The sequence below is a fragment of the Sphingobacterium kyonggiense genome, assembly GCF_039536825.1.
GTDB lineage: Bacteria > Bacteroidota > Bacteroidia > Sphingobacteriales > Sphingobacteriaceae > Sphingobacterium > Sphingobacterium kyonggiense.
In genome coordinates, this window is the sequence record NZ_BAAAZI010000006.1 from 670,155 (window position 1) to 688,334 (window position 18,180).

The 18,180-nt window shown below is 38.3% G+C and carries 15 protein-coding genes; 12 read left to right on the plus strand and 3 right to left on the minus strand.

Features of this window, described 5'->3' with window-relative positions:
• Positions 1-166: 166 nt before the first annotated feature.
• The 9 genes from ABD676_RS07795 to ruvB all read left to right on the plus strand — a co-directional run bounded on the left by ABD676_RS07795 (position 167) and on the right by ruvB (position 11,651).
• On the plus strand, positions 167-1,462 hold the full coding sequence (locus ABD676_RS07795) for a D-alanyl-D-alanine carboxypeptidase/D-alanyl-D-alanine-endopeptidase (protein ID WP_344674036.1): 1,296 nt from the start codon (positions 167-169) through the stop codon (positions 1,460-1,462).
• A gap of 41 nt (positions 1,463-1,503) precedes the next feature.
• Positions 1,504-2,823: an MFS transporter gene (locus ABD676_RS07800; protein WP_344674037.1), complete on the plus strand. Its 1,320-nt coding sequence runs from the start codon at positions 1,504-1,506 to the stop codon at positions 2,821-2,823.
• The gene (locus ABD676_RS07805; protein ID WP_344674038.1) at positions 2,823-3,554 is read left to right on the plus strand and encodes a (Fe-S)-binding protein; all 732 of its coding nucleotides are present in this window, start codon (positions 2,823-2,825) and stop codon (positions 3,552-3,554) included. The genes ABD676_RS07800 and ABD676_RS07805 overlap by 1 nt, the downstream gene beginning before the upstream one ends.
• Positions 3,555-3,574: 20 nt before the next feature.
• On the plus strand, positions 3,575-4,453 hold the full coding sequence (locus ABD676_RS07810; RefSeq protein WP_344674039.1) for a sugar phosphate isomerase/epimerase family protein: 879 nt from the start codon (positions 3,575-3,577) through the stop codon (positions 4,451-4,453).
• 291 nt (positions 4,454-4,744) lie between these two features.
• Entirely contained in the window at positions 4,745-6,322 is a 1,578-nt protein-coding gene (locus ABD676_RS07815) for a peptide MFS transporter (protein WP_344674040.1), read from the plus strand.
• A gap of 125 nt (positions 6,323-6,447) precedes the next feature.
• Entirely contained in the window at positions 6,448-8,238 is a 1,791-nt protein-coding gene (locus tag ABD676_RS07820; protein ID WP_344674041.1) for a peptide MFS transporter, read from the plus strand.
• A gap of 22 nt (positions 8,239-8,260) precedes the next feature.
• Positions 8,261-9,793 (plus strand): peptide MFS transporter, encoded by a 1,533-nt coding sequence (locus tag ABD676_RS07825; protein ID WP_344674042.1) that lies wholly within the window; start codon positions 8,261-8,263, stop codon positions 9,791-9,793.
• 65 nt (positions 9,794-9,858) lie between these two features.
• A complete protein-coding gene (locus tag ABD676_RS07830; RefSeq protein ID WP_344674043.1) occupies positions 9,859-10,593 on the plus strand; it encodes a polyprenol monophosphomannose synthase in 735 nt (244 codons plus the stop codon).
• Positions 10,594-10,628: 35 nt separating this feature from the next.
• Positions 10,629-11,651: a Holliday junction branch migration DNA helicase RuvB gene (gene ruvB, locus ABD676_RS07835; RefSeq protein ID WP_344674044.1), complete on the plus strand. Its 1,023-nt coding sequence runs from the start codon at positions 10,629-10,631 to the stop codon at positions 11,649-11,651.
• Here ruvB and ABD676_RS07840 read toward each other — a convergent pair.
• The 3 genes from ABD676_RS07840 to ABD676_RS07850 form a co-directional block, all read right to left on the minus strand.
• Positions 11,648-12,208, minus strand: a complete 561-nt coding sequence (locus tag ABD676_RS07840; RefSeq protein ID WP_344674045.1) for a hypothetical protein — start codon at positions 12,206-12,208, stop codon at positions 11,648-11,650. The genes ruvB and ABD676_RS07840 overlap by 4 nt on opposite strands.
• 1 nt (position 12,209) lies before the next feature.
• Positions 12,210-14,699, minus strand: a complete 2,490-nt coding sequence (locus ABD676_RS07845) for a S9 family peptidase (protein ID WP_344674046.1) — start codon at positions 14,697-14,699, stop codon at positions 12,210-12,212.
• An 87-nt stretch (positions 14,700-14,786) separates the two neighbouring features.
• Positions 14,787-16,211: an ATP-dependent DNA helicase gene (locus ABD676_RS07850; protein ID WP_344674047.1), complete on the minus strand. Its 1,425-nt coding sequence runs from the start codon at positions 16,209-16,211 to the stop codon at positions 14,787-14,789.
• Positions 16,212-16,284: 73 nt separating this feature from the next.
• On the opposite strand from ABD676_RS07850, the gene ABD676_RS07855 reads away from it, so the two are divergent.
• From ABD676_RS07855 to coaD, 3 genes are read left to right on the plus strand one after another with little or no spacing between them, the layout of a single operon-like run.
• Positions 16,285-17,073 carry a DUF3822 family protein gene (locus ABD676_RS07855; RefSeq protein WP_344674048.1) on the plus strand — a complete coding sequence of 263 codons (789 nt, stop codon included), beginning with the start codon at positions 16,285-16,287 and terminating at the stop codon, positions 17,071-17,073.
• Positions 17,061-17,600 carry a 16S rRNA (guanine(966)-N(2))-methyltransferase RsmD gene (rsmD, locus tag ABD676_RS07860; protein ID WP_344674049.1) on the plus strand — a complete coding sequence of 180 codons (540 nt, stop codon included), beginning with the start codon at positions 17,061-17,063 and terminating at the stop codon, positions 17,598-17,600. The genes ABD676_RS07855 and rsmD overlap by 13 nt, the downstream gene beginning before the upstream one ends.
• Positions 17,597-18,070: a pantetheine-phosphate adenylyltransferase gene (gene coaD / locus ABD676_RS07865; protein ID WP_344674050.1), complete on the plus strand. Its 474-nt coding sequence runs from the start codon at positions 17,597-17,599 to the stop codon at positions 18,068-18,070. Before rsmD ends, coaD begins: the two co-directional genes overlap by 4 nt.
• Positions 18,071-18,180: the final 110 nt, after the last annotated feature.

Genomic DNA, 18,180 nt, shown 5'->3' on the forward strand with positions numbered 1-18,180 from the left:
CAGGTTGGACACATTAGATCTCCATAATAGATAAGCCCATTTATTAGCTTTTTTCTACATCTAATTTTCTAACTCTCATCAAATAACAAAGTGGTCTCCTATCTATCTCCGCTCATCAACAAAATTTTACATTAAATTTCCTTAACAATTCTTAAGTTTACAACTTATGAAAAGCATCCTAACCTTCCTGTGTCTCATATTAGGGCAGTTTGCAGCTGCTCAAGATTATACACGATTAGAGCAACTCCTACAGCAATCTGCCGTGCTCAATAAGCATTATTATGGCGTTTCACTATATGATTTAGATTCTGCTAGGTTTGTTCTTGATCATCAGGCGGATAAGCATTTTACGCCTGCTAGCAATACCAAGGTGTTTACTTTATTTGCTTCTCTAAAACTAATAGGAGATTCTATCCCAGGTTTAGCTTATGTAGAGCGTGGAGATTCGTTAATCTTTTGGGGAACGGGAGACCCTACTTTTTTACATGTAAAATTAGATAATGGCCGTGTTTTTCAATTCTTAAAGAATAGCAACAAGAAGTTATACTATAGTAAGTCTAAACCGCAGGAAACAGTCTATCGTAATGGCTGGAGTATGGAGGATTACGAATTCTATTATCAGCCAGAAATTACTCCTTTTCCGATTTATGGAAATGTGGTACAGTTTAGGGAACGTGGGAAAAAGTTAAGGATGTTCCCAAGTTATTTTGAAACACAGGCTCAATTATTAGCCGATACAGTTACCAAATACCGCATTCATAGACCCTTGGTTAATAACCATTTTGAGGTGAATACCTTTCCTTTACCTGCAAATTATATCAATGAGAAACCTTTCAAAACAAGTGATACCTTGTTGATCAGATTACTTCAAGATACCTTACAGAAAACAATTGGGTTAATTGATGAGCCGCTTCCAGCAGATGCCAAAGTCTATTATTCAACCCCAACCCGTGAAGTATTAAGGGAAATGATGTTGCCAAGTGATAATTTCTTAGCTGAACAATTGAATATGATCGCTTCCTTTATGAAGTATCGCAAGTTCCAAACGGAGGAATTACGTAATTACATGAAGACAACGTATTATAATCTCTTTCAAGATAAAATAGATTTAATGGATGGGAGTGGATTATCCACTTACAATAAGATTACACCAAGGAGCATGGTGGAACTTCTGTTAATGGTCAGCAACGTGGTTCGAGATGATGCTGCCAAGCACTATTTGTTTCCAGCAGGAGGTTTAGAAGGTACGTTGAAAGGTGTTTATAAGACTCCGGGAGGAGTTCCATTTGTATGGGCAAAGACCGGTACCATCAATAGTGTGCACTGTCAAAGTGGTTTTATCAAAACCAAAACCGGAAAAAGATATGCTTTCTCCTTCTTGAATAACAACTACTTAGGAAGTTCAAGTCCAGTAAGAAAAGAGATGGTAAAATTCGTGACTTATATCTATGAAAATTTTTAATCTAGGTTAAAATCTATTGGGTATATTAGCGGTAGCATATTATGAAAATCTTCAAAAAGAACGATAAGCGCCTCATCAGGTCATGGTCCATGTTTGACTGGGCTAATTCAGCTTATAACTTAGTCATTAATTCGACTATTTTTCCAGTTTATTATACAACGATCACAAAAAATGCAGAAACGGGTAGTACAACCGTTTCTTTTTTTGGTTTTGAGTTTGTCAATACCGCACTTTCTAATTTTGCGCTTTCTATCGCTTATTTAATAATGGCAGTTGGATTGCCTTTTATTTCTGCTTATTCTGATGCGGCTGGTAAGCGTAAGTTCTTTATGAAAATGTTCACTTACTTGGGAGCCTTCGCCTGTATGGGTTTGTTCTTCTTTAAGTTGGATACCTTAGAATGGGGGATAATATGTTTTGCATTGGCTGCTATGGGCTACATAGGTGGGGTGGCATTCAATAATTCCTATTTACCAATTATTGCAACACCAGACCAACAGGATCGTGTCAGTGCGCAAGGCTTTGCTTATGGTTATGTGGGTTGTGTTATCTTACAGCTTATCTGTTTCGTGTTTATATTTAAACCAGAATGGTTTGGGATTACTGATCCATCCTTACCAGCCAGACTTTCCTTCTTGTTAGTCGGAATATGGTGGGTATCATTCTCGCAGATTCCTTTTCGATTCTTACCTAGAAATAGACCTTCCAAAGAGAAAGAAGCTATGCCTTTCTTTCAAAAGGTTAAATCAGAGTTTACTACTGTCCTAGGTCAAATCAAGCAAATTGAAGCTATCAAACGCTTTTTGCCAGCCTATTTCTTTTATGCCATGGGTATTCAAACCCTTGTCATCGTAGCTGCTGCATTTGGTCAGAAGGAGCTTAACCTTGGCGCTGATAAATTAATTGCTTCCATCTTGTTAATTCAGATCGTAGCCATAGGGGGAGCTTATTTAATGTCCTTGTTAGCCAAGCGATTTGGTAATATCAAAGTTTTAATGGTCGTGGTATTTCTTTGGATTATGATCTGTGGAGCATCTTATTTCATGGCTAATGAGTACCATTTTTACATGATGGCCTTTATGGTTGGTTTGTTAATGGGGGGTATTCAGTCCCTGTCTAGATCGACTTATTCTAAGCTTATTCCTACACATATTGAAGATACCACATCCTTTTTTAGCTTCTATGATGTCACTGAAAAGTTAGCAATTGTAATAGGATTGTTTAGCTTTGGAATCATTGAACAAGTAACCAATAATATCCGTTATTCGGCATTATCCTTAGGGATATTTTTTCTGATCGGATTTTTATTGTTGTTTCCTGTTTTAAAATTTAATAAATTACAGATTATTCAAAACAATTAATGAATAAGGTAGAGCTTTTTATACCCTGTTTTATAGATCAACTATACCCAGAAACAGCATTTAATACAGTAAAACTTTTAGAGAAGGCGGGCTGTGAGGTTATTTATAATGCCGAGCAGACTTGCTGCGGCCAACCTGCTTATAATGCGGGCTTTTGGGATGATGCCAAAATAATCGGTCAAAAATTCTTAAAAGACTTTCAAGAGGAGTATCCCATTGTATCGCCATCGGCATCTTGTACCGGCATGGTCAGAAATGGATATGATGACTTGTTTACCAATACCATGGAGCATAACCGTTGTCGCTCTATTCAACGCAATATCTTTGAGATTTCTGATTTCCTGGTGAATGTACTGAAGAAAGAATACTTTGGTGCAGAACTCATAGGAACCGCGGTATATCACGACTCCTGTTCAGGTCTTCGCGAGTGTCAGATCAAAGAAGAACCTCGTCGACTGTTAAGTCATGTCGGAGGGTTGGAAATCATAGAAATGCGTGATCAAGAGACCTGTTGTGGTTTCGGAGGTACATTCTCCGTTAAGTTTGAAGCAATTTCTACCGCTATGGCTGAACAGAAAGTTCAAAATGCCTTAGCCGTAAAAGCGGAATACATTATTTCAACAGATTCGTCCTGTCTATTACAACTACAAGCCTATATAGAAAAAAATCAACTGCCTATCAAAACCTTACATCTCGTTGATGTGCTCACATCCGGATGGGCTAACATTTAAATTATCATTATTAAAAGACTATGAATTCAAGAAGAGAATTTTTAAAGAATCTAGGACTGGCAACTGCAGGTATTACTCTTGCACCTTCCTTAGATTTATTCGCAGCGAAAAAAGATTGGTTTAAGATTTCCTTAGCCGAGTGGTCCTTACACAAGAAATTATTCAAAGGTGATTTGAAAAATATCGATTTCCCAGAATACACTGCCAAAAACTTTGGTATTTATGGAGTTGAATATGTCAATCAGTTCTTCAAGGATAAAGCCAAGGATATGACTTACTTAAAAGATCTTAATAACCGTGCGAAGGATAATGGTGTTACCAATGTTTTGATCATGATTGATGGCGAAGGTAATTTAGGAGACCGTGATGAGGCGAAGCGTTTAGCGGCTGTAGAGAATCACTATAAATGGATTGATGCGGCTAATTTCTTAGGCTGTCATGCTGTCCGTGTAAATGCAGCAGGTCAAGGAACAAAAGAAGAAGTGAAAGGCCAAGTCGTAAAAAGTCTTTCTACTTTAGCTGACTATGGTAAAAAAGGAAAAATTGCAGTAGTGGTTGAAAACCATGGTGGTATTTCATCACATGGAGATTGGTTATCTGATGTTTTGAAAACAGTAGGTAAGAAGAACTGCGGAAGTCTTCCAGATTTTGGAAACTTCTATGAATACGATCGTTATAAAGGAGTTACCGAATTAATGCCTTATGCCCATGGCGTAAGTGCAAAATCGCATGATTTTGATGCACAAGGCAATGACACGAAGGTTGACTATCAGAAGATGATGGAAATCGTGAAGAATGCCAAATATAAAGGTTGGGTTGGGATTGAATATGAAGGAAGCAACCTTTCAGAAGATGAAGGAATCAAAAAAACTAAAGCACTTTTAGAGCGCTTTAAATAATACAAAAAAGGCAACTTTTCTCTCAAAAAAGTTGCCTTTTTTCTTAAAATACCATTATAATACTGATAGCTTATTAAGGTTTTTATTATAGGAATTTAAGTTTTTGCAATTGATTGTTTAAACTTTGGGATTTTTTTATCGTCCTAAGTAAAAATACCATTACATCATGAAGAGGTCTTGAACAGTTCAAGAAATGAATAGTAGCGAATTTGAATAAAAATTTGTTTATTTGTTACTCGCATGAAATTTAATTCTAATATAAATCTAATAATAACACAAATAATTTAAGAAATGAATCAAGAGAACGATGTAGCATTGGTCAAGCACCTTGCCAAACAAGGCGTTGATGACAAAATGGTAATGGGTCATCCGGCCAGTCTATTTGTCCTGTTCTTCACTGAGATGTGGGAGCGTTTTAGCTACTACGGTATGAGGGCGTTATTAACGGTATTCTTAATTACCGAGCTTGCTAAAGGTGGTTGGGGCTGGGATAATGAAAAAGCCATGAACCTCTATGCCTGGTATACTGGATTAGTTTATTTAACCCCATTAATCGGTGGTATGATCGCCGATAAATTAACCGGTTATCGGAAAGCTATCTTAATCGGAGCTCTAATTATGACTTTAGGACACGCTTCTATGGCCTTTGAGCACATCTCTGGTAATTTCTTTTATATTGGTTTAGTGCTGATGATTCTTGGTAATGGTATGTTCAAACCGAATATTTCTTCTATGGTTGGACAGCTATACCCGAATAACAGTACCAAGAAGGATGCTGGTTATACCATTTTCTATATGGGTATTAACTCCGGTGCATTCTTAGGTATGTTGTTATGTGGTTACATCGGTGAAAAAGTAGGTTGGCATTACGGCTTTGGTCTTGCTGGTGTATTTATGTTCTTCGGTATGATTCAGTTTTACTTTGCACAGAAGATTTTCGGTATCATCGGGGAGAAACCAAATACCGTTCATACGCCTACAGAACATGTAGAACCTGAAGAAGATGAAGCACCTAAAAATGTGGTTCGCGACAGATTAGTTGTTGTTGCTGTATTGATGATTGCCAGTATCTTCTTTTTCTTTGCCTTTGAGCAAGCGGGAGGATCGATGACCATCTTTGCGAAGGATTATACCCAAAGGGTACTAACCGGTGGAGCAGGTGAGACCTTTAAGTGGGTAGATGCTGCATTGACCATATTCCCGATTATCATTGTCACCTACGTACTCTTTAAATTATCACAACAGATATTTTCGAAATACCCAATGACGGTTATTGCAACGGCCATTTCCTTTGCGATTATCTGGGTATTAGGTATTTGGAAAGTAAACCGTGAATTTAGTTTAGACCAAACTGAAGTTACGGTATCTTGGTTCCAGATCTTAAATTCATTCTTCATTATTACTTTGGCTTCCTCATTCTCCAAATTATGGGAAAAAGTATGGAACCCTTCAGGTCCCGTGAAATTTGCGTTCGGATTAATCTTGGTGGCTGTTGGATTCTTAGCATTAGCATATGGTTCAATGACTATCCCTCAAGGAGCTAAAACTGCTTCTGTGAGTATGATTTGGTTAATCTTGGCTTATTTCTTCCATACCACCGGTGAATTGTGTTTATCACCAGTAGGGTTATCCTATGTAAGTAAGTTATCTCCTAAGAAATTTGCAGGACTATTGTTCGGTTTGTGGTTTACCGCTTCGGCCATTGCAAACTTCATTGCTGGTAAAACAGGATCATATATCGATAAAATTACAGAAGCCTATTCGATGACTGTATTTTTCTTGATTATTGCCGCATTACCTATCGCAGTGGCGCTATTGTTACTGTTATTCAATGGAAAATTGAAGAAAATGATGCATGGTATCCACTAATTGATACATAATCTTAACAAAAAAATAATATTTAAATAGTTAATAAATGCCGAATTGTTTTACAGTTCGGCTTTTTGTTTAATTTTACGGTTCGAAAAATTAGCATTAAGCAGAAAAATACATTTATGAGTCAAATTTCAGAAGCTTCGTTTTCAGAAGAATTGGAGAAACAGGGGATAGACGGGAAATTAGTCTTGGGATATCCATCTGGATTATTCGTTTTATTCTTTACGGAAATGTGGGAGCGGTTTTCCTTTTATGGGATGCGCGTTCTCCTAATCAACTTTTTAACCAGTGCCATTCTTGTCGGAAGTCCTTTTTCCGGTTGGGGATGGGATCCAGTTAAGGCAACATCCCTATTTGGTACATATGCCATGTTGCTTTATATCACACCAATATTTGGGGGTATGCTAGCCGATAAATTCTTAGGTTATCGGTATGCTGTAGTTATTGGTGCAGCTATAATGACCATAGGTCACTTGTTTATGGCATTTGATACACCATTGTTTTTGTACCTAGGTCTTGGAGCATTGGTCATTGGTACAGGTTTCTTTAAACCGAATATGACCTCAATTCTTTCAGAAATGTACAAGAAGTTCCCACAGAAGAAAGATGGTGCTTATACCATTTTCTATATGGGTGTAAACGCCGGTGCATTCTTCGGAATGTTGCTTTGTGGTTATTTAGCTGAGAAAGTAGGTTGGCATTGGGGATTTGGATTAGCCGGTATCTTCATGTTCTTAGGAACATTGCAATTCTGGTTCGCTAAACCAATCTTTGGAAAAGTAGGCGATCCACCGACTGCTGAGCAAGCAGAAGAGAAGGCTGCAGTTATGAAAGCAGAGAACCCTGATGATAAACCTAATCCTTTTACAAAGCTTGATACCTTCCTAATTGTTATCATGACTATATTGGGATTAGCTTATGCATTTAATGATCCTCTTTCTAAGATTGCCAATATTGATATTTTATCAGGTCTTCAAATAGGTACTATGGCTGGTCAGAACGTGGCGATTATTTCGGCTTTAGTCTTGTTTTTGTTTGTAGTTATTTCCCGTTTAGCCCGTTATACCAAGGTTGTTAGACAACGATTAATCGCGGTAATTATCTTTGCATTCTTTGTAATCTTCTTTTGGATGTCCTTTGAACAAGGCGCATCCTCGTTGGTCATCTTTGCACGCGATAGTGTTGACCGTTCCTTATCGGGAAATTCCTTAACGATCTTCAATATTGTAAACACCCTCTTAACCGTAGTTCCATTAATCTTGATTACCTATGTAGTCGCCAAATTAACCAAACAAACCTTTGGTAAAGCACCATTGACCAATATTGTCCAATTTGTCTGCTTTGCTGGTTTATGGGGTATTGCAATTTGGATGTTATACCGTGAGTTTACTGCAGAATCCTCTGAAATTCCCGTTTCTTGGTTCTCCATCATGAACTCTTTCTTCATCATTACTTTTGCCAACTTTGTTTCTAAAATCTGGGATACTAAGTTCAATCCACCAGCTGCGGTTAAATACGGTATGGGATTGATCATTATGGCTATTGGTTTTGGATTATTGGCATTTGGTGCTCATGGACTTCAAGCCGGTATTAAAGTATCCATGGTATGGTTGATTTTAGCTTACTTATTCCACACTTTAGGTGAGCTTTGCTTATCTCCAGTTGGTTTATCCTATGTTTCAAAACTTGTTCCGGCACGTATGATCGGATTTATGTTTGGTATGTGGTACTTAGCCATTGCGATTGGAAATAAGCTTGCTGCTATATTAGGTGGTCAGATTGAGAATATCACCAAGGAATACTCTTTAAGTACGTTCTTCTTGATCTTCACCATTGTTCCAATCGTTGCAGGTCTTATTGTAATGTCATTACATCCAATGTTGAAGAAATTAATGCACGGCGTAAAATAAGCAGACCCTATTTAGATTAACAATGACAACAGAGGAACACAAATCACTCGCCGAAGTACAGAATTTCGAGGGTAAGTATCCTAAACAAATATGGCGTTTATTCTTCTCCGAGATGTGGGAGCGATTCTGCTTCTATGGTATGCGCGGGATGTTGGTTTTCTTTATGATTACCCAACTGAACTTCGGCGAGAAAGAAGCCAATCTACAATATGGGGCAACCCAGGCATTCGTTTATGCCTTTACTTTTATAGGTGGTCTTTTTGCTGATAAAATCTTAGGATTCCGCAAATCCTTATTTTTCGGTGGAATACTCATGATCGTAGGATCGGTATTATTATCGATCGATACCCATCAGTTTTTCTTTTTCGGATTAGCTTTTATCATCATCGGAACAGGTTTCTTCAAGCCAAATATCTCCACGATGGTGGGTGAATTGTATAAAGATGGTGATAACCGTCGTGATGCAGGTTTTTCCTTATTCTATGCAGGTATTAACTTAGGTGCTTTCTTAGGTGGTTATATCTGTGTGGCTATTGGAAAAGGCTATATGTTAAGCTCGGTAATTGATGAAGCACATCGTTGGAATGTAGCTTTTGGTCTTGCTGCATTAGGTATGTTGATCAGTTTGATCAATTTCCAATTTACTAAACATGAGTTAGGACCAATTGGATTGCAACCTGGCCATCCAGATGCTATCGTTAAAACCAAGCCACTTCCGAAATGGGTGGAATATGCCGTTTATATCGGAACATTACTTTTAGTGCCATTGATTCAAATCATGGTGTCTAAAACCGAGTATACCGATTATTTCATGTACACCATTGGTCCATTGACTTTAATCTACCTTTTCTATGAAATGTCCAAGGTAGAATCAAAAGAACGCCATAAACTCATCGCCGCATTGATTTTCATATTATTCTCCATTGTATTCTGGGGTATTTATGAGCAAAGTGGTGGATCCCTAAGTATTTTCGCAGCTCATAACCTGAATGATTCGGTAATGGGAGGTGCATTTCGCTTAGACCCTAATGGGGTTAACAATTCTGGTGGAGCATTCTTTATTATTCTTTTAGCACCATTATTTGGTCTTTTATGGCTATGGTTAGCGAAAAGAAAAATGGAACCCAATACGATTATCAAATTCGGATTAGGATTTATCTTCTTAGGATTAGGGTTTTATGTGCTATATGCTACCCGCTTTTTTGCGGTAGAAGGTATGACCTCTTTGGATATATTCACCACCGCACTTTTGGTTATTACTATTGGTGAGTTGTGTCTTTCTCCAATAGGATTGTCCATTATGACCAAATTATCGCCAGCTAAATTGCAGGGAATAATGATGGGCATGTGGTTCTTGGCAAGTGCTTACGGACAATATGTAGCAGGATTAATTGGTGCAGGTATGGCTGAAGCCAGAGAAGGCGATTCCTTAATGGATAAGCTAGTCACCTATACAGACGGTTATAAACAATTAGGGCTATATGCCCTTATAGCAGGAGTGGTGTTAATACTGCTCTCGCCAATGATAAAGAAATTGATGCACGGTGTCAATTAGCAAAAAAGCCGAATAGTTTATCTATTCGGCTTTTTGTTTAACTTTACGCCATCAAAAATTAGATAGTGTCAGATAGCATAGTAATCATTCCTACCTATAACGAGAAGGAAAACATAGAACGCATTATTCGCAAGGTATTTTCCCTTGAAGTAGACTTCCATATTTTAATTGTAGACGATGGTTCTCCAGACGGAACAGCAGAGATTGTTCGCCAATTGCAACAGCAGGAGTTTGCTGGTCGACTTTTTATGGAAGAACGTAAAGGTAAGCTAGGATTAGGTACTGCCTATATTCATGGATTCAAGTGGTCATTAGCCCATTCTTATGAGTTTATCTTTGAGATGGATGCCGACTTTAGCCATAATCCTGATGATTTAATTCGTCTTCGCGATACTTGTTTGAATGGAGGTGCAGATATGGCTATTGGTTCTCGTTACATCAAAGGTGTGAATGTGGTCAATTGGCCAATGAACCGCGTATTGATGTCCTATTTTGCTTCGGCTTATGTGCGGATGATTACCCGAATTACCATACAGGATGCTACAGCTGGTTTTGTTTGTTTTCGAAGAAAGGTATTGGAAACCATTCCATTAGATAAAGTAAAGTTTGTGGGCTATGCCTTCCAAATTGAAATGAAGTTTACAGCTATTAAATATGGTTTTAATGTCGTGGAAATTCCTATTATCTTTACAGATCGTACCTTAGGTACCTCAAAAATGAGTACCAAGATATTTAAGGAAGCTTTCTTTGGGGTAATCCAAATGAAAATCAATAGTTTCTTTAAAGACTACAAGAAATAGTATTTTTATAGCAAAGAGTAGGAGCGTACAGCGTCATGAATGAAAATCTAGATCCAAATCCCGATCGTTTAAGTCCAACTGATAAAGATATCGAGCGTGTATTACGCCCGCAGACTTTTGATGATTTTACAGGTCAGGCAAAGATCTTGGAAAATTTAAACATCTTCGTGAAGGCGGCGAAACTACGTGGGGAAGCTTTGGATCATGTTTTGTTGCATGGCCCTCCAGGATTGGGTAAAACTACCTTGTCCCATATCATTGCCAATGAAATGGGTGTTGGTATTAAGATTACCTCCGGACCTGTATTAGACAAGCCTGGTGATCTCGCAGGTCTTCTTACTGGCCTTGATGAAGGAGATATTCTTTTCATTGACGAGATCCACCGTTTAAGCCCGCTGGTGGAAGAGTATTTGTACTCTGCTATGGAAGACTTCAAAATCGACATCATGCTGGAGACGGGGCCTAATGCACGCTCTGTACAAATCTCCCTTAATCCTTTTACCCTAGTGGGTGCTACTACGCGTTCCGGACTTCTTACAGCTCCATTACGTGCGCGCTTTGGTATCAACTCCAGGTTACAATACTACGATTCCAAATTACTGACCGACATCGTTATGCGTTCGGCCTATATCCTAAAAGTACCTATCTCAGAAGAAGGAGCATTTGAAATAGCACGCCGTAGTCGTGGTACGCCACGTATTGCCAATGCATTATTGCGTAGAACACGTGATTTTGCTCAGATCAAAGGAAATGGTTCTATTGATAAGGCTATTGCGCAATTTGCACTAAATGCACTAAATGTCGATGAGCATGGTCTTGATGAGATGGATAATAGAATCTTGAGCACCATAATCGATAAATTTAAGGGTGGGCCAGTAGGTTTAAAAACCATAGCAACAGCCGTAGGGGAAGATGAGGGAACTATTGAGGAAGTGTATGAGCCTTTCTTAATCCAAGAAGGCTATTTAATGCGCACTTCTCGTGGTAGGGAGTGTACTGAATTGGCATTCCGCCATTTGGGAAAAACCAATTACCCAAAAGGCAATACCTTGTTTTAGTCTGTATTTTTAACTCGACTTAATTTCTTGAATAATCGTTTTGCGCGACTAATTAGTGCGGCACTGGCTTCCTTTTCTAAACTAAGTTCCAGCTGCAAGCGCAATTCTTGGGCTACCCAAGGATGATTGGGAACCAAGTACATCAAAATATCATAGGCATTCACCAAAACAGCCACAGGACAATCATTATCCTCTATAATCGCAAAAGTCTTTTCTAATAATTGCTCCTCTTGTTCGGGAGAGAGTTTATAAGCTGTATTCTTTTCGGATAATAACCACATCCAAAGCTTCGTGTAGCTCCTTAGGCTGCTCCAATTATCTGTGAAGGTGTAATTGCTCAGCAAAGAAGGGATAATGCCCTTAAAGAGCTCCGTATGTTTTAAGAGGATATGTTCTAATGCCCAAGAGGCCCGAAATGCAACACGGGCTTGTTGTGGATCTACACTTAATTCCAATAATTCCTGAAGACTACAATGCTTCAAGATGTCTATAGACAAATCAGAGGCACCAAATGTCAATAGTGCCTCTGAAATGTTTTGCTGTTTATTTTCAGCCATATTATCTGCTAAGCGGTTTATCTCTGTTCATTTCAACCATATCAACTTGGTTAAATTTAGATTCCCCAAGCAAGTGCTCGCTAAAGTAATCGGCCATCTTCCAGAAGAAATATTCTGTCATGTCGCCAAAACCATGACGCTGACCTGGTAATAACAAGAAATCAAATCGCTTGTTTGCTTTGATTAAAGCATCAACCATACGGATGGAGTTCGCCGGGTGCACATTGTTGTCAATATCACCTGTTACGATTAATAATTTACCTTTTAGGTTTTTAGCTAAATCTGAGTTTTTCTCAATTTGGTAATTGAATGAAGTATCACCTTTACTACTTACTTTCTCGGTAATACCGTGGTGACGCTCGCTCCACCAACGGTTGTAAATGTTGTTTTCATGGTTACCAGCGCCTGAAACAGCTACTTTGAAGAAATCCGGGTAAACTAACATAGCTGCAGTGGACATAAATCCACCACCCGAGTGACCGGTAATACCCACACGATTAATATCAATGAAGGAATATTTGTTTGCCAATTGTTCCGCTACAACTTTCTTATCTTCCAATCCATAATCCCTAAGGTTTCCATATCCATAGGTATGGTACCATTTAGAACGGGATGGGTGACCACCACGATTACCCACAGAAACTACGATAAAGCCCATTTGCGCTAAGCGATCAATGCGATCCATGCTGCGGCCAAAGCTTTTGTTTACAGCCTCTGTTTGTGGTCCTGGATAAACGTATTCAATGATTGGATATGTTTTAGTGGAGTCAAAATCAAAAGGCTTGTACATTACACCATAAAGATCAGTGATGCCATCACCAGCTTTAACCTTAAATGGCTCAGGGAATTTATAACCAGCTGCAAATAATTGAGATAGATCCGCTTCCTCTAATTTCATGATCAATTGACCATTCGCATTGTATAAATTACTTACAGGAGCGGTATTAACACGAGAGAAGTTATCGACAAAGTAGTTTCCACTCTCAGGTGTAAGTACCACGTGATCGAAGTTGCCTGGAGTTAATAACTTAATAGCACCACCATTTTTATTTACCGAGTAATATTGGGTATAGTAAGGATCTAATTTTTTATCAACGCCATTTGCCTTGAAATAAAGGTTTCCAGTGCCTTCGTTGTAGTTGCTCAACTCATCACAGTGGTATTCACCTTTGGTAATCTGGTGCAATAATTTACCTTGTTTGTCATATAGGTAAAAATGTCCCCAGCCATCACGTTGTGACCAGTGAATGAATTGATTTCCATTATTTACGAAATAAGGTTTTTTGATGTCCATGTAAACATTTGAACGCTCTTCTACCAAAGTACGGGTATTGCCATTCACATTTACAGCTACCACATCAATGCGTTTTAAGTCACGACTAGAGCGAGCAATGTAAAACTCTTCGTTGTTTCCTAACCAATAGCTAATATAATGCTTGCCTTTGTAATTTTCTTTACTGCGGTCTTTACCCCAAATACTCAAGGTTTGGTTTTTAAATGCTGCAACATTAATTTGTCTTGGTTTTAGGTTGGCAGCATCAAAAATGTATAGATGTTGTTCTGTAGAATCTACTTCACCTGGCATCAAATACTTGTAAGTTTCCAATGTAGGACGCTTTCCGCCAACATTATTGATAACCCATAGAGCATTTAAGTTGCGGTTGTCCTTACGAGATAAAATGAAATGACGACCATCAGGTGACCAATTTAACCAAACTGGCTTGCGCTTTTTCTTTTCTTCATCCTCCGACTTCTTATCGCCATTGGTTACACTGTATTCATCACCACCCCAAGCATAGTATTGAACCCCATCTGTAGTAAATTGATGTTCTACAATGGTGCTGTCCTTTTCATCTTTTAATGCTTTTTTGTAGTTGGCATAGTCCATCCAATATAGGTTGTAGTCCTTGGCGTAGAATACTTTACTGGTGTCAGGATTGAAATTAGCCCAGAATAACCTGTTCTTTTCCTTGGTTGTATCACTAAGTTCTCTCAGGTTTTTACTGTTGATATCGTACTCAAAATAAAAAAGCTTTTTCTTGATGGTATCGCTCTTATTGGTCAGCTTTTTAATCTCTTCTTTGGATTTCACGGTATCCTTTGTGCTCTGTACTTCGAAACGGATTAAGTTCTCGTTCTTTTCCATAAAGCGCAGATTGCGAATGTCTAAATGTTGTGCATCGAAAGGGTTTCTTACAATAGAAGTAATCTTTGCCGCCATTTCTGCAGGATCAAAAAGCTCTTGCTTACGTTTTGCAGCAGGTTCAACTAGGTAGTAGCGCTTACCGGCAGAACTACGGTATTCATACCAAAATTTATCGCCAAAATTAATCCAGTTGGGGTTGACCTCTGTGGAATAAATCATCGTACTTAGACGAGATGGGGAAAATTTTGCCGCTAAAGCATAGTTGGGCTTTGCGAGGGTGCTTTTTTCTTGTCCTATTGCCCAGAGCGAGCAAAACATAAACAAGCCAAGTAATGTTTGTTTCATTATGTAATATTGGAAAATTTGGTTGAAGCGAAAATATTGCTTTCCCAACCAATAAGGAAAGAAAGTCTGTATTATTTTTGATGGATTCTAGCTTTCGTAGAACTTCTCATTGAAATTGACCAAAAACAATTCCTTGGTGGCACGAGTAAGTGCAGTATAGAGCCAACGCATGAACTCGGTCGTTAACATCTCATCCGTCATGTAGCCTTGATCTACAAAGACCAGTGGCCACTGGCCACCCTGTGCCTTATGGCAGGTTATGGCGTAAGCAAATTTGATTTGTAAGGCATTATAGTAGGGGTCTTTCTTAATGGCTTCCATCCGATATTTCTTGACCGGAATATCTTCATAATCTTTGGAAATGCTTTCGTAAAGTTGCTTCTGCTGATCATACGGAAGGCTAGGGGCATCAGCATATAAGGAGTCCAATAAAACTCGACATCGAATGGCATCGCCTTCATTATTGTCCATAAACTCTAAGTAGAGGTCAGCAAACCTAAAGCCGTGCATTTCATGCACATTACTTACTTTTTTAATGACTGCCATATCACCATTGGCAATAAAACCCTGACTCTTTTCATCATTGTCTTGTAGCCAAAAATAATTGTTGCGAACCACCATAATCTGGTCTCCACCTGTTATCTCCTCGTCTCGAAATAGAATCTGGTTACGGATATGCTGATTATATAGATTGGCTGATTTATTTGAACGACAAATCACCATACATTGGTCGATCCCAAATTTGTCGTAAGCATAATGTAAGCCTTCGATTAATCGATCGCCATTCATTCGAAAGATATCCTTGAAGGATTTGGTGACAAACTGCGGGTAGTTGTATTCAACAAATTCTTCATCCAGACGGATGTCATTCCTGATTTTGGTAGCATTGAATAAAATTCCGGAATTTTTATCCTGACGCACCACATCCGTCAGTTCATAGGTAAAGATACCCAAGCCGAATTCTCCATTCATATAGACAGGGTTCAATGCAGGGCTTTCTTCCAGTCCAACTGGTGGCAATTGGGCGGTATCACCAACGAGCATTAAGCAACAGTTTTCGCCCGATTGAACATATTGTATTAGATCATGAAGCAAGCCGGATGAAAACATACTTATTCCTTCGTTACTAATCATAGATGCTTCATCTACAATAAATAAGGTGTTTTCATGTGGATTATCACCTAATCCAAAATTCATCTCTATACTTGCCGCATTTTTCTTGCGGTAGATCTTTTTGTGGATGGTTAAAGCATTTCTACCTGAGTAACTACTCATCACTTTTGCTGCACGACCGGTAGGAGCTAACAAGACCGATCGTTTCATCAATTTAGGCAATGTGCGTACAAGAGCTGAAATAATGGAAGTCTTTCCCGTACCAGCATATCCCTTCAATATAAAACAACTGTCGGTAGAAAAAGTATGCAAGAATTCAGCTAATAAACCAAAGACTTCTTCCTGTTGTTGGGTAGCTTGGTGATGGAATTGTTGAAGGAGTATATTTTTGACTTGCACGTTTCAAAGTTATTTAAAAGGTTGGTCAATCCAATTTTTAAAACTATTTTTGTGATTAAAGCATCTGCAAAGCATGATTTATACGGCATCACAATTTCACTTACAATACATCGCTAAATATCAACTTATCGTCAAGGCAAATTACATTCATGATGTAATATATGTTGTTGATGCTGAAGGGAACTTGTTGGTGTATATGAAGTATGAAAGCAATAGCCCTACTGAGGAGGCATTAAAACTATTAAGCCTTCCATTCCAACACGTGTATGTTAGCATTCCGCATTCCAACCTGACTTTTATCCCTAATGATCTATACGATATGGAGGATACGGAAAATTATCAGGAATTCATGGACAACCCTATGAGACCTGCGGAAAATGTTTCATTAACTTATTTACAAACACAGGCTTATTTCCAATACGATGTATTGCTAGAGCAACGCTGGAAGTCCATTTTCCCAGACGCTAAATTCGTTCCTGAATTCAAATTGAATCTTGAGCAGGCAAGACCGCATATCCCTTTACAAGGAGAGGTCTTAGGGCTAGTTTTCAATGAAACAGCAGTAGATTTATTCTTGTTCATCAATGGACAGTTTAAATTCTATAATACCTTTGAAATTAAAACCGAGGAGGATTTGAATTACTATGTATTGAATCTGTTTCAGGTTTTTGGTCTACAAGCAAAGATTTCTAAAGCAGTTTATAGCAGTTTGAATAACGAAAATCCGCTAATCAACAGACTTTCTAATTTCGCAAAACATATTGTCGAATTGAAAGCTTCACAACCCTTATTGGTATCCGATGAAGAGGTAGCTGGATTAGCAAAGGATTACATTACAGAATTACCGACATGCGCATTATAGGAGGAAAGGCTGCCGGATTAAGATTAAGTCCACCACAGAACCTTCCGGTAAGACCAACTACAGATTTAGCAAAAGAAGCTTTATTCAATATTTTAAACAACAAATTAGATTTTGATGATTTGGCCTGTTTGGACTTGTTCGCTGGGACCGGTAATATCTCATTCGAATTGGCCTCAAGAGGTGTAAAATCAGTTGATTCCATCGACTTACATGGCAAATGCGTGCTTTACATTACGGAAACAGCCAAAAAATTAAAACTTGATCAAATTAAAGCGCGTAAAGCGGATGTCTTTAAGTTTATCAAGTCGGCAAAGTCTACTTATGACCTTATTTTTGCTGATCCACCATACGATATTGGGCAATTGCCTATGATTCCAAGCTATGTTTTTGAAAACAATTTATTAAATTCAAATGGTTTATTGATTGTTGAGCATCCAACAAGTCGTAAGATGGCAGACCATCCGAATTTTGTTGAACAAAGACAATATGGCAATTCATCATTTAGTTTCTATTCAAACAACATATGAAAATAGCGGTTTTTCCAGGTTCCTTTGATCCTTATACCATTGCTCACCATGACCTCATAGAGCGTGCTCTAGGGCTTTTTGACAAGATCTATGTCGCTATTGGTATCAATAGCTCCAAAGTCGGTATGATGGACGTAGAGAGCCGCAAAACAGCTATCTCTAACTTGTATGCCAATAACCCTAAAATCGAGGTGACCTTTTATCAAGGATTAACCATTGATTTTTGCCGCCAAATAGGGGCAACAGTCATTCTACGTGGATTAAGAAATGGTACTGATTTGGATTATGAAAATATCATTGCTCAAAATAACCTTATCCTAGCTCCTGAAATCGAAAGTTATTTCTTGGTTAGCCGATCCGGAAAAGCACACATCTCCTCAACCATAGTGCGGGACATCTGGAAGAATAATGGCAATATCGAAGGCTTGGTACCCAATGAGGTCTTAGAAGTCATCAAGAAATTGAAGTAATATCCCCAATTTTATTCTTAAACTCTTAAAATTTAGGTATTTCCATCAAATTGTCTTGAAACAATCTTGTCGAATTACAATAGTCCTATTGACTGTTTATAATTAGCCCC

Coding starts and splice junctions, on each gene's coding strand:
- ABD676_RS07795 (WP_344674036.1), top strand. CDS start 167: ATGAAAAGCATCCTAACCTTCCTGTGTCTCATATTAGGGCAGTTTGCA.
- ABD676_RS07800 (WP_344674037.1), top strand. CDS start 1,504: ATGAAAATCTTCAAAAAGAACGATAAGCGCCTCATCAGGTCATGGTCC.
- ABD676_RS07805 (WP_344674038.1), top strand. CDS start 2,823: ATGAATAAGGTAGAGCTTTTTATACCCTGTTTTATAGATCAACTATAC.
- ABD676_RS07810 (WP_344674039.1), top strand. CDS start 3,575: ATGAATTCAAGAAGAGAATTTTTAAAGAATCTAGGACTGGCAACTGCA.
- ABD676_RS07815 (WP_344674040.1), top strand. CDS start 4,745: ATGAATCAAGAGAACGATGTAGCATTGGTCAAGCACCTTGCCAAACAA.
- ABD676_RS07820 (WP_344674041.1), top strand. CDS start 6,448: ATGAGTCAAATTTCAGAAGCTTCGTTTTCAGAAGAATTGGAGAAACAG.
- ABD676_RS07825 (WP_344674042.1), top strand. CDS start 8,261: ATGACAACAGAGGAACACAAATCACTCGCCGAAGTACAGAATTTCGAG.
- ruvB (WP_344674044.1), top strand. CDS start 10,629: ATGAATGAAAATCTAGATCCAAATCCCGATCGTTTAAGTCCAACTGAT.
- ABD676_RS07840 (WP_344674045.1), bottom strand. CDS start 12,208: ATGGCTGAAAATAAACAGCAAAACATTTCAGAGGCACTATTGACATTT.
- ABD676_RS07845 (WP_344674046.1), bottom strand. CDS start 14,699: ATGAAACAAACATTACTTGGCTTGTTTATGTTTTGCTCGCTCTGGGCA.
- ABD676_RS07855 (WP_344674048.1), top strand. CDS start 16,285: ATGATTTATACGGCATCACAATTTCACTTACAATACATCGCTAAATAT.
- rsmD (WP_344674049.1), top strand. CDS start 17,061: ATGCGCATTATAGGAGGAAAGGCTGCCGGATTAAGATTAAGTCCACCA.
- coaD (WP_344674050.1), top strand. CDS start 17,597: ATGAAAATAGCGGTTTTTCCAGGTTCCTTTGATCCTTATACCATTGCT.